Below are 21,013 nucleotides of genomic sequence, written 5' to 3' on the forward strand. Positions count from 1 at the left end.
CCGGCGGGGCGGCCGCCCGGTCGGGGCCGCCGTCAGCCGAGGACGTACTGCTCGTCCCCGAACTCGGCCACGATCTTCAGCTTGCCGCCGAGCGCCCGGACGTACGCGGCGAGGGTCTCGACCTCGCTGCGTTCCAGCTGGCCGTTCTCGATCCGGGAGACCCGCGCCTGGGTGACGCCCATGGCCTCGGCCACCTGGACCTGTGTGGTGTGCTGACGCTTGCGGACCTCGGCCAGCCGGTGCGCCCGGACCACGGCGATCATCTCCGCCGCGCCCCGGTCGACCTCCTCCCGTTCGGCGGGGGAGAAGCCGAACTCCTCGACGAGGTCGTCCCAGCGGGCGGCCTTCGGGCTGCCTCCGGGCAGCGGGCTCTCACCCTGGCTGTGGTTCATGCAGTGTCCTCCTCCAACTCCGTCAGGTAATCCTCGTACGCCTTCTCGGCCCGGGGAACCGCCGACAGGTACCAGCCACGCCAGTCCCCGGCCTTGTCGCCGCCGACGAGGAACACCGCGCGCCGCAGCGGGTCGAACACGAACAACAGCCGCACCTCGCTTCCACCGGTGGATCCGGGACGGAGCTCCTTGAGGTTGGCCAGGCGGGATCCTTTGACGGTGTCCACGAGAGGACGGCCCATCGCGGGGCCTTCTTGTCGCAGTGCGGTGATGGCCTTGCTGATCTGGATGAGCGTCGGCCGATCGTTTTGGCGCAGGGTGTGCAGCCAGGAAAGGGCGGGCTCCACGACGATCACTTCCCAGTTCACGGACCTTCCCTCCGAGTATGCCAAGTGAGGCATATTATGCAAGTGTCATATCGGAGGTTCTCGCGCGCTGCTGAGCTTCACACCAACGAGGGGGTCGGCGGTGACCCCGGGTGCGGCGGGGTCGTTGGGACGGGCATGACTGCCATCAAGCGCACCCTGTCCGCCCTGGTCCTCACCGGTGGCGCCGCCCTCGCCCTCACCCCCGTCGCGCACGCCGCCGACGGGCCCACCATGGAGAACCAGCCCGTCGTCGAGCGCGTCGTCGACATCGCCGGCCACCCGGGCCAGGCGGTACAGGACACCAAGACCGCCCTCGCCGTCACCGGCGCGGCCGCGAACAGCGCGACCAAGTCCACCCAGGGCTCCCTCGCGGGCGCCGACACCGCCCTGGACGGCGGCCTGCCGCACGCGCCGACGGTGAAGTGACGGCCCGGGCCGGATCAGCCCTGGGGCCGGTCGCGGGGGTCGGTCAGCCCCAGGTGCGGGCGCAGAGGACCAGGCGGTAGCCGTCCGGGTCGGCGATCGTGACGCCGTGCTCGTCCCAGTACGGGTTGTTGGACGGGACCTGCTGCCCGCCGTGGGCGATCAGGCGGCGGACCAGGGCCGGGTCGGGGGTCCGCCCGAGGTAGACGACGAACAGGTCGTCCACGGTGGGGGCGGGGTCGACCGGGTTCTCCGGGTCGCGGGTGAGCTCGAAGTGCCACCCGCCGCCGGAGGGCCCGACCATGACGAGGTCGTGCTCCCCGGGGACGTGCCCCGAGGTCCGCCACAGGACGTCGAGCCCGAGCCCGTCGACGTAGAACCGCTCGGCGGCCGCGAGATCGCGGGAGGGGCGGGCGACGCGTACGTGGGTGTGTGCATCGATCATGCCGGGACCCTATGGGGGACCGGGACCGTCCGGGGCGCGGGAGCGCCCGGTCTGTCAGGTGGCCCCCGGGTTCCGCTTCTTGGCGGCCGGGGGTGTTCCGGGGCCGATCTTGGCTGTAGAGTTCATCTCGAGCTCGCGGCCGGGAAACCGGCGGTGGGACCGGCGTTGGTGGTCCAAGGAAAGGCACCCCACTTCCTGTGGGGGGATGCAGGTGCAAGGCCTGCCCAGCGCTCGATCAAAGGCCCCGGCCTCCTCACGGAGACCGGGGCCTTTCGCGTGGGCTAGCTCCGCTCCGCCTCGCTGCGTTCCACGCAGAACTCGTTCCCCTCGGGGTCGGCCAGGGTCGCCCAGCCGGTCCCGTCGGGATTGCGGTGGTCGCCGACGAGCGTGGCGCCGAGCCCGAGCAGCCGTTCCACTTCCTCGTCGCGGGAACGATCCTGCGGCTGGACGTCCAAGTGCACCCGGTTCTTCACGGACTTGGCGTCCGGCACCTGGATGAACAGGAGCGTCCCGCCCTCCGAGGTGAGCAGTACCTCGGGATCGCCGGGCCGGTCCTCCTTGGAGACGGTCCCGTTGAGGACCTCCGCCCAGAACAGGCCCAGGCCGTAGGCGTCGTGGCAGTCGAAGGTGATGTGTCGTACGAGAGAGGGCATGGACGCACACTAGCCGTCCTCAGGCCTTCGGGCATAGCGTTTACCCATGGTCCATTGCAATGTCCGGATCTGCTTCGTTGCGTTGAATTTCGAGCCGTTGCAACGATTATGTGCCGCTGAACTGCGGTGATGGTGAATCTGCGCAACGAACCTGTTGTCAGGTCTTGGAATGCAACGTAGCGTTTCTCATGTCAGAAAGCAGCGGGCCGCAAGGGGCGCGCGATACCGATGAAGGAGAGCACCATGCAGAAGTTCGCCACGGCCGCCCCGGTCTCCGCCGTCCTCGACATCCCGGCCGGCCGCGTCAACCTCATCGCCGGCGACCGGAAGGACGCCACGGTCGAGGTCCTCCCCGCCGACCCCTCGAAGAGCCGCGACGTGAAGGCCGCCGAGCTGATCGAGGTCGCGTACGCCGACGGGGTCCTCCGGGTGGTCGCCGCCCCGGCGAAGAACCCGATCACCGGGAACTCCGGCTTCGTGGACGTGACCGTCCAGCTGCCCGCCGGCTCCCGCGTCGAGGCCAAGGTGGCCGCCGCCGAGGTGCGGGGCGCGGGCCCGCTGGGCGACGTCGTCGTCGAGGCCGCCCAGGCCCAGGTCACGCTGGACGAGACCGCCACCGCCCGCGTCGCCGTCCAGTCCGGCGACGTCTCCCTCGGCCGCCTGGCCGGCCCGGCGGAGATCAGCACCCAGAAGGGCGCGATCACCATCGAGGAGGCGGCGGGCGGCGCGCTCACCCTGAAGACCCAGCACGGCGACATCACCGTCGGCGCCGCCCGCGGCGTCTCCGCCACCCTCAACGCGGGCACCGGCTACGGCCGCATCCACAACGCCCTCCAGAACGCCGAGGGCGCCGCGGCCCCGCTCACCATCGAGGCGACCACCGGCTACGGCAACATCACCGCCCGCAGCGTCTGAGGCGCCCGCCCGGCCGTAAAAGAAGGTGCGGGTGCGGGAGGCCGCGGCCTAGCGTGAAGCGGTGAGCAGCGACTATCCATTCGCCGACGGCCGCAACCTCGTCTGGGGCCTCACCGGCTTCGGTGACGCGGACGAGGAGACGGTCGAGTCCGTTTCGCTGGACCGGGACCAGTTCCTGAGGATCAGGCACCTGTTCGTGCTGGGTGACGACCCCTGGATGATGGCGGGCGAGTACCGCGTCGCGCCGAGCATCTGGCCGCACGTCCGCCGCGCGGTGCCGGGCGTCCGGTTCCAGCGCGATGCCGACTACTTCCTCGGCGCCCGTCAGGCCCTGCCTGACGGGCGCTTCTGGCGTCCGGCCCCGGGCGTGGCGGCGCCGGGACCGATACCGCCCTTCTAGCCGGTGACCCCGCCGAGGAAGGCGGTCCAGGTGGCGGGGGAGACCCGCAGCTCCGGGCTGGCCGTGAGCTTGGAGTCGCGGACGTGGACGGTGTCGGTGCAGGTGGCGACCTCGACGCAGTCGTCGCCCTCGCTGCCGCTGTAGCTGCTCTTGAACCACCGGAGCTGGGATCTGTTCACAGGGACCCTCGCAATCGCATCAACAGGCCCACGCTGTCCGCAGGGTTGAGGGCCTGGATGCGAAGTTTGGCATACCGCTGGTGGAAGGCGCTGATGGCTTTCGGGTCGAAGATGACCTGGCCCGTCTTCTGGCCTTCGCTGTAGCCCGCCCACTCGTGCTCCTGGGTTTCGAGGAGACGGAAGGAGCCATCGGTACCCGCGTGCTCCGGGCTGACGAGCGGCATGATCTGGATATCGACGTTGGGCAGCTTCCCGCACTCCAGGAGGTTGTCGATGAGCTCGCGCGTAACCTCCGGCCCACCCGTCTGCCGCTCGATCAGCGACTGCTCGATGATGAAGCTGAAGGTGATGTATGGCGTGCGGGTGAGGAGCTTCTGCCGCTCCAGGCGCTTGAAGATGCGCGCTTCTTCCACCTCGGGCGTCGGCAGGGGCGGGACGTTGTGGATCTGGGACCGCGCGTACGTCTCCGTCTGCAGCAGGCCCGGTATCACCCTGCACTCGTACGTATTGAGTGCAACGGCCTCCTTCTCCAGCTCAGCCCACCGCCGGAACCAGGACGCCAGCCCCCGCCGCCGTGTCATCTGCTTCGCCGCGATCTTGAGTACCCCGAAGGCGTCCAGCACCTCTTCCGACTTGTTCACGAACTTCGCGGACGGATGTCGGCGGCCCTGCTCCACGGACGCCACATACTGCTGCGAGTAGCCCACCTTCGGTGCCAACTGCTCCTGTGTCAGGCCGTTGCGTTTGCGGAACGCCTTCACCGTGTCCCCGAAGTTCTTCAGGTCGGGGTCGGGTTCCACCTGGTCGTCACCGTCGCTGCCCTTGCCAGCCGTCATCACGGTCACCTCCCGAATCATCATGCTCACGGTCGGTGACGGCTCCTGTCCAGAGCGTCAGCTACTACTCTTCATCAGTAGCAGTCGAGGCGCTGGGAACTCCCCAGCTCACGCGGGACGTTGGTCTCCATGACCGCACCCTCGCACCCCCTCGTACGCGTGTTCACCCAGCGTTTCAGCTGCACCCTCCGCGGCGCCCGCCTCGCCCGGCAGCTGGCGCTGGTCTCCCTCGACGACTGGGGGATCCCCGAAGGCAGCGAGCTGTCCGCCGACGCCGGGCTGCTCGTCGCGGAGCTGGCCTCCAACGCCGCCACCCACGGGCGGGTCGTCGGGCGGGACTTCGAGCTCCGGATGACCCTGCTGGGCGGCGACCCGCACTCCGCGGGGGTGCTGCGGCTGGAGGTCTCCGACCCCCGGCGGGAGCGGCGGCCGGCCGTCCAGCCGCACGTCTACCAGGCGGAGTCGGGGTACGGGCTGCGCATCGTGGACGCCGTCGCGGCCGACTGGGGGGTGGTGGACCGGGTCATCGGCAAGACCGTCTGGGCCGAGCTGGCCACCGTCAGGGCGCCGGCACCAGCACGCTGACGGTGTAACCGGTCGGGTTGACCAGGCGGCCGCACGCCATGTCGATCCGGATGTCCTCGGCCGCCACCCCGGACCGGGCCAGCTCCCTCAGGTAGGTCCGCAGTTCCGCCTCGTCCAGGGTCGAGAAGCGAGGCTCCCACCGGCCCGACGCCTCCCGGTCGCGCCGGGCGTCGGCCCTGCGGCGCTCCCGTTCCCTCCGCTTGCGCTGGCCCGGCATCCCGTGTCCCCTTCCCGGACGCCTCCACGGTCGCCCCATGTCCGGGGATTAGCATGCGCGCCGGGCCGTGAACAGGGAAGGCGGGATGGCGGTGACTGGCTTGGCCGGAGGCGGAGTTGAGGGGGAGTGGCGGTCCGGGGCGCTCGCCGGGCTGCTCAGGGCCGCCCGTGTCGGGACGGGCGGGCACCGGGCGGCCGTGCGCAGGGTGGCCGACTGGCTGGGCCGGGCCGTCGGGGGTTCCGCGCGGATCGAGGACCCGGTCCGTGCCGGCGTGCCGGACGGGGCGCTCCTGCGGGACGTCGCCGCCGGGAGCCCCCGGTCGGCCGTGGTCGCCGAGCCGGGGCGGCACCTGCGGGTGCTGGCGCTCGGGGCCGGGCGGCCGCACCCGGTGCTGGTGGTCACGCGGCCGGTCCCGTACGACGAGGCGGCCGCCGCCCTCGTCGGCCACGCGGCCACCGTCCTGGAACTGCTGGTGGCGGCCGGTGGGGCGGACGCGCAGCGGCGGCGGCTGGCCGAGGCGGGGGCGGGGGTGCGGCTGTCCGTGCTCCAACTGCTCATGGGCGGGGAAGTGGCCCTCGCCCAGCGGACGATGGCCGGGCTGCGGCCCGGGCTGCTGGACGCGGAACGCGTGGTGGTGTGCGTACTGGAGGCCGCGCGGGGCGAGCGGCGGGAGGTGGCGGGGGCCTGCGAGGAGCTGCTCGCCGGGCGGGCGCTGGTCGTGCGGTGTCCCGCGGACGACGGGCACGTCATCGTCGTCGCACCCGTCGGCGGGGGTGCGGAGGCGGCCCTGCGCGGGTTCGTCGCCGGGCGGGACGGGGTGTTCCTGGGGGTCGGGGCGCGGCATCCGCTCTCCCGGGTCGCGGCGGGCTACGACGACGCCGTGCGGAGCCTGGCCGCCGCACGGCTGATGCCGGGGCGGGTGGCCGGGCACGCCGCCCGGGTCCGGCCGGCGGACGTGCTGGACGCGGGGGCGGCGGCCGCCTGGGCGGCGCAGTACCTGCGGCCGCTGGAGGCCGTGCCGGCGCAGGACCGGTACCAGCTGACGGCGACCGTGCGGCTCGGGCTGGAGTTCACCGCGGTGAACGCGGCCCGGCTGCTGGGGATCAGCCGCAACACGGTGCGGGCTCGGATGGAGCGGGCGGCGGGGCTGCTCGGCGTAGACCTGGGCGACGTACGGGCCCGGGCGGCGCTCGACCTGGCGCTGAGGTTCCAGGACCGGGAGGAGGGGGAGCCCGGCCGTGCGGTTCCCGGCCTGCGGGGCCTGCTCGCCGCGGGCCCGGTCCTGGCATGGGCCGGTGAGCTGCTGGCGCCGCTGCGGGCCGACGAGCGGGACCTCGGGCGGACCCTGCGGGACTGGGCCGGGGAGAACTGCGCGGTCGAGCCCGCCGCCCGGCGCCGGGGCGTGCACGCGCAGACCGTGCGCGAGCACCTGCGCGGGGCGGAGGGGCTGCTGCGGCGGCAGCTCGTCGCGGGCGGGAGCGGGCTCTACGAGGTGGTGCTGGCGCTCATGGCGGTGGGGGAGCTGGAGCCGGGCGGGGCGGCCGGCGGGGCCGCTGCGGGCGAAGAGGAGCGCGGGGATCCGCCGCGGGGGCGTTCGGGCCGGTCAGGGCCGGGGGACCGTGCACCGGTGACAGGCACCTGTCCCGTGACCGTGCAGCCGTGAGATGGCGGCGGGTCGAGCGGGGCCCTAGTTTTCCCTTCAGCGGCGCCCCCAGGTAGGCGCCGTCAACGGGGGGATCGGAACCGTAGGTTCCGATCCGGCACGCGGGAGCGTGTGACGCCGAACCGGGCCCGGAGCCGCTGCTGCGCTCCGGGCCCGGTTCGTCGTGCCGGGGGCTACTTCTTCGTCGGCAGGGGCGGCAGCGACGGGAGCTTGCCGGCCTCGCTCTTCTGGAAGGTGTCCTGGCCCGCGCCCTCCCAGGTGACCTTCAGGGTGGTGGCGTCGACCGAGTCCACCTTGCCCTTGGAACGGGTCGCCCCCGGAGGGCACTTCAGGTCGATGGTCGCGCCCGAGGCGGTGCCCTCGCAGGTCAGGCCGGTGGCGGCCTCGACGACGAGCGCCTTCTGGCCCTTGACCGTGAGCACCACGCTCTTGCCCGGGCTCTGCATCGAGATCCAGCCGCCGTCCAGGGTGCCCGCGCCCGTGCCGCCCGTGCTCGCGCCGGTGCTCGGGGCCGCGCTCGGCGCGACGGTCGGGGTCAGGGCGGCCGCCGGGGTCTTGGAGGGCTTCGCGTCCGCCTTCGTGTCGCTGCCGCAGGCGGTCAGCGTCAGGGCGGCGGCCAGGCCGGCGGCGGCGAAGGCGGTGATGCGCAGGGTGCTGTGCACGGGAAGGTCCCCCAGGAAAGCGAGTCGGCGGCAACGAAGGGTGGAACGGAACGCGCCAACGTACCAGCCGTGCGGGCGGGCGGGCGCACCCCAGGACACGCCCCGCCGGGCGGTACGGTTCCGGCCACCGCGTCCCGGCGGGGTCCCGGTCCGCGCCTCAGAGGTACTGGGCGTAGTCGTCCAGGGTGCGCAGGACCTCCTCCTCGCGGGCGGAGGGGAGTTGCAGGACGACCTCCTCGATGCCGAGCTCGGCGTAGTGGGCGAGCTTGCCGGGGCTGGGCTGGACGGCGTACGGGACCACCTGGAGGGCCTTGGGATCGCGCCCGGCGTCCTCCCAGACCCGGCGCAGCACCGGCAGCGTCTCGGTGAGGCCGCCGCCGCCGATGGGGAGCCAGCCGTCGGCGTGGTCGGCGACGGCGGCGAACAGCTTCGGGCCGGCCGCCCCGCCGATGAGGGTGCGGGGGCCGTGCAGCCGTTGCCCGTCCGGGAGTTCGCGCGGGGGCGTGGCCGGCTTGGGGTGGGCGTGGCTGGCCTGGACGGAGCCGTACGGGCCCTCGTAGGCGGTCGGCTCCGGGGACCACAGGGCGCGCATCAGGGCCATGTGCCCGCGGACCCGCTCGCGCCGGGTGGGCCAGTCGACGCCGTGGTCGGCGGCCTCCTCGACGTTCCAGCCGTAGCCGATGCCGAGGGTGAGGCGGCCGCCGCTGAGGTGGTCGAGGGTGGCGGCCTGCTTGGCGAGGCCGATGGGGTCGTGCTGGGCGACGAGGGTGATGCCGGTGCCGAGGTGCAGGCGGCGGGTGACGGCGGCGGCCTGGCCGAGCGCGACGAAGGGGTCGAGGGTGCGGCCGTACTGCTCGGGGAGGTCGCCGCCCATGGGGGCGGAGGTGGCGCGGCTGACCGGGATGTGGGTGTGCTCGGGGAGGTAGAGGCCGGCGAAGCCGCGCTCTTCGAGGGTGTGGGCGAGACGGGTGGGGGAGATGGTGCGGTCGGTGAGGAAGATGGTCGCGGCGATCCGCATGGGTGGGCACCTCCGAGTCGTCGGGAGGGCCAAGGTACGGGGTTCCGGGTGCGGGTGGCAGGGGCGCGGGGCCGTGGCGGGGCTCCGCCCCGGACCCCGCGCCTCAGACCTGCGGGTAGCGGGTGAGCCAGGCCGGGGTGGGGTGGAGGGTGGGGCCCTGGGTCATCTCCAGGGCGAAGTCGTCGGCCAGTTCCAGGATCGTGGGGCGGCCCTCCACCTCGGCCAGCCAGGCCGCCGGGAGGGCGGTCTCGCCGAGGAGGGCGCCGAGGAGGGCCCCGGTCAGGGCGCCCGTGGCGGCGCAGTCGCCGCCGTGGTTGACGGCCAGGCGCAGCCCGTGCCGCATGTCCTCCGCGACGAGGGCGCAGTGGACGGCGAGGGCGAGGGTCTCCTCGGCGCCGCGGACGTCGCCGGAGGCGGGCGGGGCCTCGGGCGTGCCGTCGGCGGCGGTGAGGGCCCGCCGCAGGGCGTCGGTGACGGGCTGGTGGCCGGGGCGGGCGGCGAGGAGGGCGAGGGCGCGGCGGACTGCGGCGTCGAGGGCCTCGCCCCGGGTGAGGCCGTGGACGATGACGGCGAGGGCCCCTGCGGACAGGTACGCGGTGGGGTGGCCGTGGCTCTGGGTCGCGCACTCGACGGCGAGTTGGAGGACGAGGGCGCTCTCCCAGCCGACCAGGAGCCCGAACGGGGCCGAGCGCACGGTGGCGGCGGCGTCCCGGGCGGTGGGGTTCTTGGGCTGGTCCGGGGTGCCGCGGGTGTCGTCGGCGAAGCCCGTCAGGCAGGCGCGGGCGGGGTCGCGGCGGACGTAGAGCCACTCCTCGCGGGCGAGCCAGCCGTTGTCCGCGCGGCGCTCGTCCGGGCCCCAGTCGTGCTGGGTCGCCGCCCAGCGGAGGTAGGCGCGGTGCACGTCGGTCGGGGGGTGCCAGGCGCCGGTGTCCCGGCGCACGTGGGCCCGTATCAGGCCGTCGACGGTGAACAGGGTGAGCTGGGTGGCGGCCGTGACGGTGCCGCGCCGGCCGTGGGCGGGGACCGGGCCGGTGAGGCCGGCCGGGCCGTGGGCCTCGCGGATGCCGTCCGGGGTCAGGCCGGCGACGGGGGCGCCGAGGGCGTCTCCGACGGCCGAGCCGAGGAGGGCGCCGCGCACCCGGCTGCGGAAGTCCTGCTGTTCGGCGCGGCCCCACAGGGCGGTGGTCAGGTTGGTGGCCGGGGCCGTGGCGGGTCCCGGGGCGGCGGCGCGGGTGAGGAGGGACGCGGCCGTCCCGCCGGCGCCCGCCGCCCCGGCCGGTCTGGTGGCCCCGTCGGCCCCCGCCGTCGTGGGTGTGCTCGTGGACGTGCTCGTGGTCGTATCCATGCGGTTCCCCCCAGAGTCTGGCGCGCACTGTAGTGGACCGCTTCGGTCTATTTCGGAAGGAGTCCGTCAGGTCGCCCGTAAGTGAGCGGAGAACGGCCGGATCCCGAGTACTTCCAGCCAGGGGAATGATCAATGGCACGTTTTGCCACTTGCCTTCGGGGTGGCCGTTTCCAGCCATGTCCCGTTCACGTCCGGTTCGCCGGGGGCCCGGAGCCTCGACGGCATGAAGAAGGCTCTCCTCGCCGCGACCGCCGTCGCCGCCTCCGCTCTCACCGCCTCGCTGGTCGTGGCCCCCGCCGCCTCCGCCTCCGGCTGGGAATGGCCCGGCCGGCACCACGACCGCACCTCGATCCCCTTCACCGAGGCCACCGTCACCGCCGCCGCGGACGGTTCGTACGCCCTGAAGTGGAACGCCAAGGGCACCAAGCACGTCGAGATCAAGGCGAACGGCAAGGTCGTCGCCAAGGGCGGCTCCCAGGGCCGGGCCACCGTCAAGGGGCTGCCCGCCGCCGACCGCCAGTGGTTCGACTTCAAGGCCGACCACGGCCAGGGCCTGCACCTCGCAGACCGCCAGATCAAGCTGGAGGGCGCGGTCAACTTCCGCGACGTCGGCGGCTACCGCACCACCACCGGCCAGTGGGTCAAGATGGGCGAGGTCTACCGCTCCGACGCCCTCAACAAGCTGACCGCCGCCGACCAGGCCAAGCTCCAGCGGCTGCGCGTGAAGACGATATTCGACCTGCGCACCCAGGACGAGCGCACCAAGGACGCCGACCAGGTCCCGGCCGGCGCCCGCTACGTCGTCGCCGACGTCTTCGCCGGCTCCGGCTCCTTCCAGACCCTGCCCAAGTCCCCCGACGAGGCCGTCCAGGCCATGATCGGCGCCGAGCGGAGCATGGTCAGCGGCGAAGGCGGCAAGAAGGCCTACACGCAGGTCCTCGACGGGGTCCGCGACGACCGCGCCCACGCCGTCCTCTTCCACTGCACCGCCGGCAAGGACCGCACCGGCTGGGCCGACGCCACGCTGCTGACCGCCCTCGGCGTCCCGCAGGAGACGGTGATGGCCGACTACCTGGCCAGCAACGACTACCGCAAGGCCGCCAACGACGCGATCCTCTCGCACCTGCCGGCCCCGCAGGCCGCCGTCTACAAGCCGATGCTCGACGTCCGCCCCGAGTACCTGAACGCGGGCTACGACGAGGTCAAGGCCAAGTACGGCACCTTCGACCGCTACCTCAAGGACGGCCTCGGCATGGACGCCCGCGAGCTGCGCGACCTGAAGCGGGACCTCCTCGTCGGCTGACCCCGCCCCAGGCCGTCCGGCCGTTCAGTCCAGGAGCGGCAGCAGCTCCGGCAGGTGCCCGTCCGAGGCCCGCGCCGCGTCCTGCCGCTCCTGCGGCACCTCCCCGTACAGGGTTGTCCGGGCCCGCGCGGGCCGGCCCGCCGCCTCCGCGACCGCGACCAGGTCCCGTACCGACTTGTACGAGCCGTACGAGGACCCCGCCATCCGCGAGATGGTCTCCTCCATCAGCGTCCCGCCCAGGTCGTTCGCCCCGGACCGGAGCATCTCCGCCGCGCCCTCCGTGCCCAGCTTCACCCAGCTCGTCTGGATGTTCGGGATGTGCGGGTGCAGCAGCAGCCGGGCCATGGCCGTCACCGCCCGGTTGTCGCGGACGGTCGGCCCGGGCCGGGCGATGCCCGCCAGGTAGACGGGGGCGTTGGTGTGGATGAAGGGCAGCGTCACGAACTCCGTGAACCCCTCCACTCCGTTGGCCAGCGCCGTCTCCTGGATCCGGGCCAGGGTGCGGAAGTGGCCGAGCCAGTGCCGGGGCTGGTCCACGTGCCCGTACATCATCGTGGACGAGGAGCGGATGCCCAGCGCGTGCGCGGTGGTGATGACCTCGGTCCAGTCCGCCGTCGGCAGCTTGCCCTTGGTGAGCACCCAGCGGACCTCGTCGTCCAGGATCTCCGCCGCCGTGCCCGGGACGGAGTCCAACCCGGCCTCCTTGGCGGCCGTCAGCCAGTCCCGTACGGACATTCCGGTGCGGGTGGCTCCGTTGACGACCTCCATCGGGGAGAAGGCGTGCACGTGCATGCCCGGCACCCGCTCCTTCACCGCCCGCGCGATGTCGAAGTACGCCGTCCCGGGCAGGTCCGGGTGGATCCCGCCCTGCATGCACACCTCGACGGCGCCCACCTCCCAGGCCTGGGCCGCCCGGTCGGCGACCTGCTCCAGGGACAGGGTGTACGCGTCGGCGTCGGTGCGGCGCTGCGCGAAGGCGCAGAAACGGCAGCCGGTGTAGCAGACGTTGGTGAAGTTGATGTTCCGCGTGACGACGTAGGTGACGTCCTCGCCCACCACCGAGCGGCGCAGGTCGTCCGCGATCCGGCACAGGGCGTCCAGCGCCGGGCCGTCCGCGTGCAGCAGGGCCAGGGCCTGCTCGTCGGTGAGCCGCTCCGGGTCCTCGGCGGCCTGCGCGAGGGCGGCCCGTACGTCGGTGTCGATCCGCTCGGGCACCATGCCGGGCGCGGCGGCCTCGCGCAGGGCCTCCCAGTCGCCGTAGACGTGGTCGAAGTCCTCGCGGCGGTCGCCGGTGCGGCCCTCGGTGTCGATCGCGGTGTGCAGGTCGGTGCGCCCGGTGGCGGTGAAGGCCTCCTCGGGCTCCTGCCACGGGTGCCCCTCGACGACGGCGTCCGGGCGGGCCAGGCCCGTCTCCGGGTCGGCCAGCGCCCGGACGTGGGGCAGCAGCCGGGGGTCCAGCCAGGGCTCGCCCCGGGTCACGAACTCCGGGTAGACGCAGAGCCGTTCGCGCAGCTCGAACCCGGCCGCCGCCGAACGCTCGGCCAGCAGGTCGATCTGCGGCCAGGGCCGCTCGGGGTTGACGTGGTCCGGGGTGAGGGGGGAGACCCCGCCCCAGTCGTCGATGCCGGCGCCGATCAGGCGGGCGTACTCGCCGTCGACCAGGTTCGGCGGGGCCTGGAGGCAGGCGGAGGGGCCCATGATGTGCCGGGCGACGGCGATCGTGGCGACCAGGTCGTCCAGTTCGGCGTCCGGCATCCCGCGCATCGCCGTGTCCGGCTTGGCGCGGAAGTTCTGGATGATCAGCTCCTGGATCCCGTGGTAGGCCCGGGAGATCCGGCGCAGCGCGAACAGCGACTCGGCGCGCTCCTCGTACGTCTCGCCGATGCCGATGAGCAGTCCGGAGGTGAAGGGGACGGAGGAGCGCCCCGCGTCCTCCAGGACGCGCAGGCGGACGGCCGGCTCCTTGTCGGGGGAGCCGTGGTGCGGGCCGCCGGGCTCGGACCACAGCCGGGTGGCGGTGGTCTCCAGCATCATGCCCATGGACGGGGCGACGGGCTTGAGCCGCTGGAAGTCCGCCCAGGACATGACGCCCGGGTTGAGGTGGGGCAGCAGCCCGGTCTCCTCCAGGATGCGCACGGAGATGGCGCGGACGTAGGAGATCGTGTCGTCGTAGCCCTCCGCCTCCAGCCACTCGCGGGCCTCCGGCCAGCGGTCCTCGGGCTTGTCCCCGAGGGTGATCAGCGCTTCCTTGCAGCCCAGGGCGGCGCCCCGGCGGGCGATGTCGAGGACCTCGTCCGGGGACATGAACATCCCGTGTCCGGCCCGGCGCAGTTTGCCGGGGACGGTGGCGAAGGTGCAGTAGTGGCACTTGTCCCGGCACAGCCGGGTGAGCGGGATGAACACGCTCTTCGAGTACGTGATCACGCCCGCGCGGCCGGCGGCCGCCAGGCCCGCGTCGCGGACCCGGGCGGCGGAGGCGGTGAGGTCCTCCAGGGCCTCGCCACGGGCCTGGAGCAGCACGGCCGCCTCGGTCGCGTCGAGCGCGACGCCGTCGCGGGCCCGCCGCAGGGCACGGCGCATCGCGTTGTCGGTCGGAGCGTCACTCGGAGTGGTCATACGGGGAGCATACGATCAGGAGTTCCGGCGCCGGAGGGGGTCATCGCATCAGCTCACCGGCATTGACCAGCAGGGACTGGCCGGTTATCGCCCGTGCCCGGTCGGAGGCGAGGAAGACGGCGGCGTCCGCGACGTCCCCGTCGGTGGCGAGGTCGGGCAGGGCCATCCGGTCGGTGAGGCGGGCGTGCACCTCGGCCTCGGGGACGTTCTCGGTGTGCGCGGTGAAGGTCACGAAGGCCTGCACGGGCGGGCCCCACATCCAGCCGGGCAGCACGGTGTTGACGCGGATCCGGTGCGGGCCGAGCTCTCGGGCCAGGGAGTACATGGCGGAGGTCAGCGCCCCCTTGGAGGCGGCGTAGGCGGCCTGGCGGACCTCGCTGGGCGCGGCGACGGCGGACTGGGTGCCGATGAGGACGACGGAGCCGCCGCCCCCGCCCTTGAGGGCCGGCAGGCAGGCGCGGGTCATGCGCAGGGTGCCGAGGAGGTTGACGTCGATGATCTGCTGCCAGGTCCCGAAGTCGGCGTCCTCCAGGCCGCCGAAGTAGGAGTCCCAGGCGGCCACGTGCACGACGGCGTCGATGCCGCCGAACCGTTCGGCGGCGAGCGTGGCGAGGGCCTCGCACTGCCGCTCGTCGGTGATGTCGGTGGGCAGGTGGGCGGTGTGGGTGCCGTCGGGGTCGATCTCGGCGGCGGACTTGGCCAGGTTGGCCTCGGTGCGGGCGCCGAGGACGGCGTTCCCGCCGTCGCGCACCACGGCGGCGGCCACCTGGTGGCCGAGCCCGGCCCCCACGCCGGAGACGACGACGGTCTTCCCTCGCAGCAGCATGGCCCGCTCCCCTGTGACTCGTAAGATTTCTGACGGGGCGTCAGGGTAGGCGGGCGCGGCCGCGGTGGGAAGGGGCGCGGGGGAGCGGGCGGGGGAGCGGGCCGGGCCGTGCTCAGCGGCGGCCGGAGGCGTCCAGGTAGATGTTCACGGCGACCCAGGTGAACCAGAGCAGCGGGACGATCGCCACGTAGGCGAGCGGCCGGGCGTGCACCGGCGGTCCCTCGTCCAGCTGCTGGCGGCCGGGCGCCGGGTCGGAGTACGGGAGCTTGCCGAACTTCATCGCGGCGATCAGGTTCCAGATCAGCGTGAAGGGCGTGAAGATCACCAGGGAGAAGGGGCTCCACCAGCCCTGGCACAGGGTCTTGGTGGTCATGACCCGCACCAGCGCCCGGCCGCACCGGCGGCAGAAGGGGCCGTTGAGGGTGTGGAAGCGCATCATGACCAGCACGCCGACGTGGGCGCGGACCGCGAAGTTCGCCGTCTCCGGGGCCCCGCAGTTGCGGCAGCCCGGCGCGGGCGCGTGGGCGTACGGGGGCGCGTACGCGGGGTCGTGCGGCACGGCGCCCGGAGCGGCCGGGTAGCCGGCGGGGTGCGGGCCGGGGTGGCCCGTCGGGGGCTGGCCGGGGTGGCCCGCGTACGGCTGGGCGTACGGGTTCGGCTGCTGGGCGGCGGTGCCCGCGTACGGGTTCGGCGGGACGGGGGCGCCGGAGTACGGGTTCGGCGGGACCGGGGCGCCGGAGTAGGGGTTCGGTATGGGCTGCTGCGGCGGCGGGGTGGTCATGGCAGGCCTTCGGGATCGGCGGCGCGGGCTTCGAGAGCGGCGGCCGGCTTCCGGATGTCCCCACGGAAGGCGGCGGAGTCGCACACCAGTGCTCTCGTGTGGCCTGAAGCTACCAGGCGCCCAAGCGATTTCAGGCCATCCGCGCCCCGGTGCGTCACGGCTTCCGGTTCGAGGCGACCAGCTGCCCGAAGGCCTCCGGGGTGATCGTCTCCAGGCCCTTGCCCGTCAGCACGTCCACCTCCTTGCCGTTGACCTCCACCACCGGCGTGCCCTTCTTGCCGCTGCCGTAGAAGGCCTTCGAGACCCGGTCCACCCACGGCATGTACGTCAGCTCCTTGACCGCCTTGTCGAAGCCGGGGTTCCGCAGTCCCGGCACCTGGTCGGCGAGGTCCAGCAGGGTGGCCGTGGAGCCGAACCTGTCGTCCGACTCCTTCTGCGGGTGGTTCTCGTAGAGCACCTGGAGGTAGTCCATGAACTTCCCCGGGTCCTCGTTCACCGCCGCGCCCAGCGCGTTCAGCGCGCGCTTGGAGCCCTTGCCGCCGAGGGCCCCGTCCAGGAAGGTCGCGAAGTGGTACTCGACCCGGTAGTCCCCGGCGTCCGCGCGCTCCTTGAAGGCCGGCCCGAGGCCCGTCTCCACGCCCGCGCAGAACGGGCAGCGCGGATCCAGCCAGACCGACACGAGGTCCTTCGCGCCCTCCTTGCCGTACGGGACGACCACCCCGTCCTCGCCCGCGGTGTGCGCGGGCCGGACGAACGGCCGGTCGCCCGCCTCGCTGTCGCCCGAACCCGCCGATCCCGACGCGTAGATCCCGACCCCGACCGCGGCCGCGAGCACGGCGGCCAGCGCCCCGCCGACGAGCAGCCGCCCGCGCCGCCGGGCGCCGCGCGCCTGCGCCTCCCGCTGTGCCGCGAGCCGTTCACGGGCCTCGCGCCGCTGGTCCTTCTTGCCCCCACTAGCCATGAAACCAGAGTAAATTCCAACGAGCCGTGCCAGGATGGGCCTTTGGTGCTTTTCGGGCAGGGCCGTAAGTCCTCTTCGGGCCGGGACGGAGTGCCGCAGGAGGCGGGCTGGACGTCCTGGGCCACAGACGGGTGAAGCCGAGACGAATGGTGCGTCATATCTGCGGGGGCGACGGCGAGTCGCATCCGAATACCTGATAGACAGAAGAATCACGGCCCGACCGGCCGTGCGCCTGACTTCGCCGGCCGCCTTGGGGGGATCGCCGCACCGTGAAGCCGCTTCACCGTCACGTAGTCAACACCTCGCGCAAGGTGTTGTGCACGGCCGCCCTGGCGGCCAGCCTCACCACCGCCGCGGTCGTGACCAACACCCCGGGCGCCGCCGCGGGCGAGGCCGAACCCACTCCGGACAGCCCGCAGGCAGCCGAGCGCGGTGACGCCCGCCTCGACCTGCCCGGCCAGCTCGCGGACCCCGTCGTCCCGCCCGCCGCCGGCGCGGGGGGCACGGCCGCCGAAGGCGCCGCCGGCATCCCCGCGACCGCCCTCGACGCCTACAAGCGCGCCGAGGTGGCCGTCGCCGCCGCGCTCCCCAAGTGCAAGCTGCCCTGGCAGCTGATCGCGGGCATAGGCCGGATCGAGTCCGTGCACGCCTCCGGCTACGGGCTCAAGGAGGACGGCACCACCGAGCGCCCGATCCGCGGCCCCCGCCTCGACGGCAACGGCTTCGCGAAGATCCTCGACACCGACAAGGGCGAGTTCGACGGCGACACCGAGTACGACCGCGCCTTCGGCCCGCTCCAGTTCATCCCCTCCACCTGGGCCACCTGGAAGGCCGACGGCAACGGGGACGGCAAGCGCGACGCCAACAACATCTACGACGCGGCGCTGGGCGCGGGCCTCTACCTCTGCGCGGGCGGCAAGGACCTGTCGAACCCGGCCGACCTCGACAAGGCGATCCTCAGCTACAACCAGTCGCGCGAGTACGTGAACAGCGTGCTCGGCTACATGCGCCAGTACCAGCAGGACGGCACCGCCGGGATCCCGAACCCGCCCGTCGGCAACTACCCGACCCCGCCCGCGCCGACCGTGCCCACCCCGCCGCACGTTCCCACCCCGAACCCCCCGGCGACGAAGCCGACGCCCACGCCGGACCCCAAGCCGACGCCCAAGCCGGACCCGAAGCCCACCCCGACGCCGGACCCGTCGAAGCCGACCCCGGCGCCGGCGACGCTGGCCAAGCTGGAGCGGGTCGGCGACGCGAAGCTGGAGGCCGAGGCCGGCAGCACGTTCGCGGACGGCGCCAGCTTCAAGGCGGTCCTCAGCGACGGCAAGCCGGCCGCCGGCCAGGCCGTGGTCGTCGCGGTGGAGCAGGACACCACCGGCGGTACGGGCTTCGTCTTCGGCGACCAGTCGAGCGTGGTCGTCCGCACCGACGCCCAGGGCATCGCCACCGCCCCGCGGCTGAAGGCGGGCCCGAAGGCGGGCACCTTCACCCTGAGGGCCACGGCCTACGACGCCAAGAGCCAGTTCACCGTGGCCCTGGACGGCAAGGTCACCGCGAAGCCGGCCGAGAAGCCGGTGGCGCTCACCCGTACGGACGGCACCGCGGCGGTCGAGGTCGCCGCGGGCGCCCCGGTCGAGGGCCTGAGCTTCCTGGCCGCCCGCGGTGACGCGCCGCAGGCCGGTGTCCAGGTCACCGCCGAGCTGGTCACGGGCAAGCCCGGGGCCTGGGTCCCGGTGGACCCGAAGACGGCGAAGGGCCCGTTCTTCAAGGGCGCGGCGGAGGGCCGGAAGCTCTTCACGCTGGAGCTGCCCAAGACCGCGGCCGACGGCAGGATCGCCCTTCCGGACCTGCTGACGACGGACGCGCCCGCCGGCACCTACCACCTGCGGCTGACCACGGCGGACGGTGCGGAGCTCGTCCTGGACGTCACGGTCACCGCCCCCAAGGCGGCCCCGAAGGCCTGACCCGGCCCCGTACGCCCGCACCCGACGGCACGGCCGGTCGCCCCCACGGCGACCGGCCGTGCCGTCGTCGTACGGGCGCCTCGGCGGCCCTCCGGGCGGGCCGCTGGCGGGCCGGTGGCGGGGCGGAAAAGGCAGGAGCCCCGCCCCCTCCGTTCGCACGGGGGGAGCAGGGCTCCTTGGGTACTGCGTAATCCGACCGCGATCGGATCGGCCTGGCGACTAGGCCGGGGTGACGTTCTCCGCCTGCGGGCCCTTCGGACCCTGCGTGACGTCGAAGTTCACCTGCTGGTTCTCCTCGAGGGAGCGGAAGCCAGAGGCGTTGATCGCGGAGTAGTGGACGAAGACATCCGGGCCGCCGCCGTCCTGGGCGATGAAGCCGAAGCCCTTTTCAGCGTTGAACCACTTCACGGTTCCGGTAGCCATGAGCCCTCCTATGGGCCAAAGGGTCGCCCTGCTCCAGAACCTGCTAAGAAGTCTGAAAACTACAAAAGCCTGCGGGTTACATGCTCCGCAGGCCTCGTACTGCAAGGGAAACCAAACTGCAACTTGCGTCGAGCCTAGCACGCACCCTCGGGCCGAGACCAGAGGGAAAGATCACGTCACCCGGACGTTTGAGACCCGCTCGATCGCTGACGGAGAAGCGCCGCTAGTCTCGCGATGTGGACGTCTATCGCAGCCGGCCCAGGGTCGGCCACATCCAGTTCCTGAACTGCATGCCCCTCTACTGGGGTCTCGCGCGCACCGGCACGCTGCTGGACATGGAGCTGACCAAGGACACCCCCGAGAAGCTGAGCGAGCGGCTCGTCCAGGGGGAGCTCGACATCGCCCCGATCACCCTCGTGGAGTTCCTCCGCAACGCGGACCGGCTCGTCGCCCTCCAGGACATCGCCGTCGGCTGTGACGGCCCCGTCATGTCCTGCGTGATCGTCTCGCAGGTCCCGCTGGAGCGGCTGGACGGGGCCCGGGTGGCCCTCGGCTCGACCTCGCGGACCTCCGTGCGCCTCGCCCAGCTGCTGCTCGCCGAGCAGTACGGGGTACGGCCCGACTACTACACCTGCCCCCCTGACCTGGGGCTGATGATGCAGGAGGCCGACGCGGCGGTGCTCATCGGCGACGCCGCGCTGCGCGCCTCGCTGCACGACGCGCCCCGGCTGGGGCTGGCGGTGCACGACCTCGGCCAGATGTGGAAGGACTGGACGGGGCTCCCGTTCGTCTTCGCCGTCTGGGCCGCCCGCAAGGACTACCTGGCCCGCGAACCCGAGATCGTCCGGGAGGTCCACGAGGCCTTCCTCGCCTCCCGGGACCTGTCCCTGGAGGAGGTCGTGAAGGTCGCCGAGCAGGCGGCGCGCTGGGAGGCCTTCGACGCCGGCCTGCTCCAGCGGTACTTCACCACCCTCGACTTCCGCTTCGGTCCGGAACAACTCGCCGGGGTGAGGGAATTCGCGCGCCGTACGGGAGCGGACACGGGCTACGCGACGGATGTGGCGGTGGAGTTGCTGAAGGTCGGCGCCGCGGAACGTTGATCTTCAATACCCCGGAGATCTTCTCCGGGGTCTTCCGCTTCACCGAACGGGAATGTTCCGTTTGCCGGTAATTCGTTCGCCTTTCGTATTTCCGTCGCACACGTCCGGAGAAGCCGAAGCGGAAGCGCGGAGCGGAATACGAGCGGGGCGGGGTAAGCGCATGGCATTCGGCAGGAACACGGCAAGTCCGGAACCCTTTGAACCGGTTCCATGGAACGGGATCACCCGGTTCACGGTCGGCCGGACGCTGCGCGACGCGGTGCGCGCGTCGAAGCGGGGCGCGGGGGCCCACGCCCTGCGCGTTCCGCGGCTGCGCGGCGGGGTGGAGCTGATGGTCCCGGCGCTGTACATCGTGCCGGCCGGGCCCGAGGGGGCCTCCCTGCGGCAGGGGGGCTTCCGGCTGTACGAGGACGAGGGCCGCACCCGGCCCCTGTGCTCGGTGCTGCCGCGGGACCCCGGCGGCGAGCACCACCGGGTGGCGGACGCGGCCGGGCGCGAGGCCGGCTCCGTGCACCGCACCCCGGCGGCGCGGCGGCTGGTCCGGCACGGCTGGTCGCTGGAGCAGCCCGGGCACCCGGAGGCGGCCGCCCCGCGCGGCTGGGCCGAGGGGGGACCCGGCCGGAGCGTCGGGCGGGGCGTCGGGAAGGTCCTCGGGAGCGTCGTCGACGACATCCTGAGCCTGGGCGCCGAGGACACCGGCGCGGCCCCGCTGAAGCCGGTGCGCTGGCGGGCGGGGGAGGAGACCGTGCTGACCTTCCGGCCCTCCCAGGGGCCCCGCTGGTACGAGGTCGCGCCGGACGGCTGGCTGGACAAGCGGCTGGCCTTCGCCCTCGCGGTGCTCAGGGAGAGCGAGGTCTGGGGCGCGGACCGCCGCTGACGCCCGCTCTTCGCGGCCCCGATCCGGCGGACACCCCCTAAGGTGCTGCTGTCCGGGT

At 73.1% G+C, this 21,013-nt stretch carries 24 protein-coding genes; 9 read left to right on the top strand and 15 right to left on the bottom strand.

Annotated features, from left to right (window positions below):
• Positions 1-32: 32 nt before the first annotated feature.
• Complete coding sequence (locus tag AB0O29_RS14000; protein ID WP_365151078.1) at positions 33-392, bottom strand: XRE family transcriptional regulator; 360 nt, start codon at positions 390-392, stop codon at positions 33-35.
• Entirely contained in the window at positions 389-760 is a 372-nt protein-coding gene (locus tag AB0O29_RS14005) for a type II toxin-antitoxin system RelE/ParE family toxin (RefSeq protein ID WP_365151081.1), read from the bottom strand. Before AB0O29_RS14005 ends, AB0O29_RS14000 begins: the two co-directional genes overlap by 4 nt.
• Positions 761-895: 135 nt before the next feature.
• Between AB0O29_RS14005 and AB0O29_RS14010 the strand changes: the two genes are divergently transcribed.
• Positions 896-1,186, top strand: coding sequence for a hypothetical protein (locus AB0O29_RS14010; RefSeq protein WP_365151084.1), 291 nt, complete (start codon positions 896-898; stop codon positions 1,184-1,186).
• A 43-nt stretch (positions 1,187-1,229) separates the two neighbouring features.
• Here the strand turns inward: AB0O29_RS14010 and AB0O29_RS14015 are convergent, their stop codons facing one another.
• Positions 1,230-1,628: a VOC family protein gene (locus AB0O29_RS14015; RefSeq protein WP_365151087.1), complete on the bottom strand. Its 399-nt coding sequence runs from the start codon at positions 1,626-1,628 to the stop codon at positions 1,230-1,232.
• A 281-nt stretch (positions 1,629-1,909) separates the two neighbouring features.
• Complete coding sequence (locus AB0O29_RS14020; RefSeq protein ID WP_365151089.1) at positions 1,910-2,281, bottom strand: VOC family protein; 372 nt, start codon at positions 2,279-2,281, stop codon at positions 1,910-1,912.
• Positions 2,282-2,524: 243 nt separating this feature from the next.
• On the opposite strand from AB0O29_RS14020, the gene AB0O29_RS14025 reads away from it, so the two are divergent.
• Positions 2,525-3,196, top strand: a complete 672-nt coding sequence (locus tag AB0O29_RS14025; protein ID WP_365151092.1) for a DUF4097 family beta strand repeat-containing protein — start codon at positions 2,525-2,527, stop codon at positions 3,194-3,196.
• Between the two features lie 61 nt (positions 3,197-3,257).
• On the top strand, positions 3,258-3,596 hold the full coding sequence (locus AB0O29_RS14030) for a hypothetical protein (protein ID WP_365151095.1): 339 nt from the start codon (positions 3,258-3,260) through the stop codon (positions 3,594-3,596).
• On the opposite strand, the gene AB0O29_RS14035 is transcribed toward AB0O29_RS14030, so the two are convergent.
• Together AB0O29_RS14035 and AB0O29_RS14040 are read right to left on the bottom strand one after the other, a co-directional pair.
• Entirely contained in the window at positions 3,593-3,775 is a 183-nt protein-coding gene (locus AB0O29_RS14035) for a DUF397 domain-containing protein (protein ID WP_365151098.1), read from the bottom strand. The two genes, AB0O29_RS14030 and AB0O29_RS14035, sit on opposite strands and share 4 nt — an antisense overlap.
• A complete protein-coding gene (locus AB0O29_RS14040) occupies positions 3,772-4,635 on the bottom strand; it encodes a helix-turn-helix transcriptional regulator (RefSeq protein WP_365151196.1) in 864 nt (287 codons plus the stop codon). The genes AB0O29_RS14035 and AB0O29_RS14040 overlap by 4 nt, the downstream gene beginning before the upstream one ends.
• Before the next feature lie 105 nt (positions 4,636-4,740).
• Between AB0O29_RS14040 and AB0O29_RS14045 the strand changes: the two genes are divergently transcribed.
• On the top strand, positions 4,741-5,196 hold the full coding sequence (locus tag AB0O29_RS14045) for an ATP-binding protein (protein ID WP_365151101.1): 456 nt from the start codon (positions 4,741-4,743) through the stop codon (positions 5,194-5,196).
• On the opposite strand, the gene AB0O29_RS14050 is transcribed toward AB0O29_RS14045, so the two are convergent.
• The gene (locus AB0O29_RS14050) at positions 5,171-5,413 is read right to left on the bottom strand and encodes a hypothetical protein (protein ID WP_365151104.1); all 243 of its coding nucleotides are present in this window, start codon (positions 5,411-5,413) and stop codon (positions 5,171-5,173) included. The genes AB0O29_RS14045 and AB0O29_RS14050 overlap by 26 nt on opposite strands.
• A 91-nt stretch (positions 5,414-5,504) precedes the next feature.
• Here AB0O29_RS14050 and AB0O29_RS14055 point away from each other — a divergent pair, with 91 nt between their 5' ends.
• On the top strand, positions 5,505-7,076 hold the full coding sequence (locus AB0O29_RS14055) for a helix-turn-helix domain-containing protein (protein WP_365151107.1): 1,572 nt from the start codon (positions 5,505-5,507) through the stop codon (positions 7,074-7,076).
• 173 nt (positions 7,077-7,249) lie between these two features.
• Here the strand turns inward: AB0O29_RS14055 and AB0O29_RS14060 are convergent, their stop codons facing one another.
• From AB0O29_RS14060 to AB0O29_RS14070, 3 genes are all read right to left on the bottom strand, one after another.
• Positions 7,250-7,738 carry a hypothetical protein gene (locus AB0O29_RS14060; protein ID WP_365151110.1) on the bottom strand — a complete coding sequence of 163 codons (489 nt, stop codon included), beginning with the start codon at positions 7,736-7,738 and terminating at the stop codon, positions 7,250-7,252.
• Positions 7,739-7,895: 157 nt separating this feature from the next.
• Positions 7,896-8,756 carry a TIGR03619 family F420-dependent LLM class oxidoreductase gene (locus AB0O29_RS14065; RefSeq protein ID WP_365151113.1) on the bottom strand — a complete coding sequence of 287 codons (861 nt, stop codon included), beginning with the start codon at positions 8,754-8,756 and terminating at the stop codon, positions 7,896-7,898.
• Between the two features lie 103 nt (positions 8,757-8,859).
• Positions 8,860-9,945 carry an ADP-ribosylglycohydrolase family protein gene (locus AB0O29_RS14070; RefSeq protein WP_365151199.1) on the bottom strand — a complete coding sequence of 362 codons (1,086 nt, stop codon included), beginning with the start codon at positions 9,943-9,945 and terminating at the stop codon, positions 8,860-8,862.
• Positions 9,946-10,324: 379 nt separating this feature from the next.
• On the opposite strand from AB0O29_RS14070, the gene AB0O29_RS14075 reads away from it, so the two are divergent.
• Positions 10,325-11,404 (top strand): tyrosine-protein phosphatase, encoded by a 1,080-nt coding sequence (locus AB0O29_RS14075; protein WP_365151116.1) that lies wholly within the window; start codon positions 10,325-10,327, stop codon positions 11,402-11,404.
• Between the two features lie 24 nt (positions 11,405-11,428).
• Here the strand turns inward: AB0O29_RS14075 and AB0O29_RS14080 are convergent, their stop codons facing one another.
• From AB0O29_RS14080 to AB0O29_RS14095, 4 genes are all read right to left on the bottom strand, one after another.
• Positions 11,429-14,020: a bifunctional FO biosynthesis protein CofGH gene (locus AB0O29_RS14080; protein ID WP_365151119.1), complete on the bottom strand. Its 2,592-nt coding sequence runs from the start codon at positions 14,018-14,020 to the stop codon at positions 11,429-11,431.
• A gap of 40 nt (positions 14,021-14,060) precedes the next feature.
• A complete protein-coding gene (locus tag AB0O29_RS14085; RefSeq protein ID WP_365151122.1) occupies positions 14,061-14,846 on the bottom strand; it encodes an SDR family oxidoreductase in 786 nt (261 codons plus the stop codon).
• Between the two features lie 112 nt (positions 14,847-14,958).
• Complete coding sequence (locus tag AB0O29_RS14090) at positions 14,959-15,627, bottom strand: hypothetical protein (RefSeq protein ID WP_365151125.1); 669 nt, start codon at positions 15,625-15,627, stop codon at positions 14,959-14,961.
• 154 nt (positions 15,628-15,781) lie between these two features.
• The gene (locus AB0O29_RS14095) at positions 15,782-16,588 is read right to left on the bottom strand and encodes a thioredoxin domain-containing protein (RefSeq protein WP_365151128.1); all 807 of its coding nucleotides are present in this window, start codon (positions 16,586-16,588) and stop codon (positions 15,782-15,784) included.
• 269 nt (positions 16,589-16,857) lie between these two features.
• Here AB0O29_RS14095 and AB0O29_RS14100 point away from each other — a divergent pair, with 269 nt between their 5' ends.
• Entirely contained in the window at positions 16,858-18,555 is a 1,698-nt protein-coding gene (locus AB0O29_RS14100) for a lytic transglycosylase domain-containing protein (RefSeq protein WP_365151130.1), read from the top strand.
• A gap of 219 nt (positions 18,556-18,774) precedes the next feature.
• Here the strand turns inward: AB0O29_RS14100 and AB0O29_RS14105 are convergent, their stop codons facing one another.
• Positions 18,775-18,978, bottom strand: a complete 204-nt coding sequence (locus tag AB0O29_RS14105; protein ID WP_007265804.1) for a cold-shock protein — start codon at positions 18,976-18,978, stop codon at positions 18,775-18,777.
• A 236-nt stretch (positions 18,979-19,214) separates the two neighbouring features.
• Between AB0O29_RS14105 and AB0O29_RS14110 the strand changes: the two genes are divergently transcribed.
• The gene (locus tag AB0O29_RS14110) at positions 19,215-20,078 is read left to right on the top strand and encodes a menaquinone biosynthesis protein (RefSeq protein WP_365151133.1); all 864 of its coding nucleotides are present in this window, start codon (positions 19,215-19,217) and stop codon (positions 20,076-20,078) included.
• A 259-nt stretch (positions 20,079-20,337) separates the two neighbouring features.
• A complete protein-coding gene (locus AB0O29_RS14115) occupies positions 20,338-20,955 on the top strand; it encodes a hypothetical protein (RefSeq protein ID WP_365151136.1) in 618 nt (205 codons plus the stop codon).
• Positions 20,956-21,013 lie beyond the last annotated feature (58 nt).

The sequence above is a fragment of the Streptomyces sp. NPDC089915 genome (assembly GCF_040684675.1).
Classification (GTDB): Bacteria; Actinomycetota; Actinomycetes; order Streptomycetales; family Streptomycetaceae; genus Streptomyces.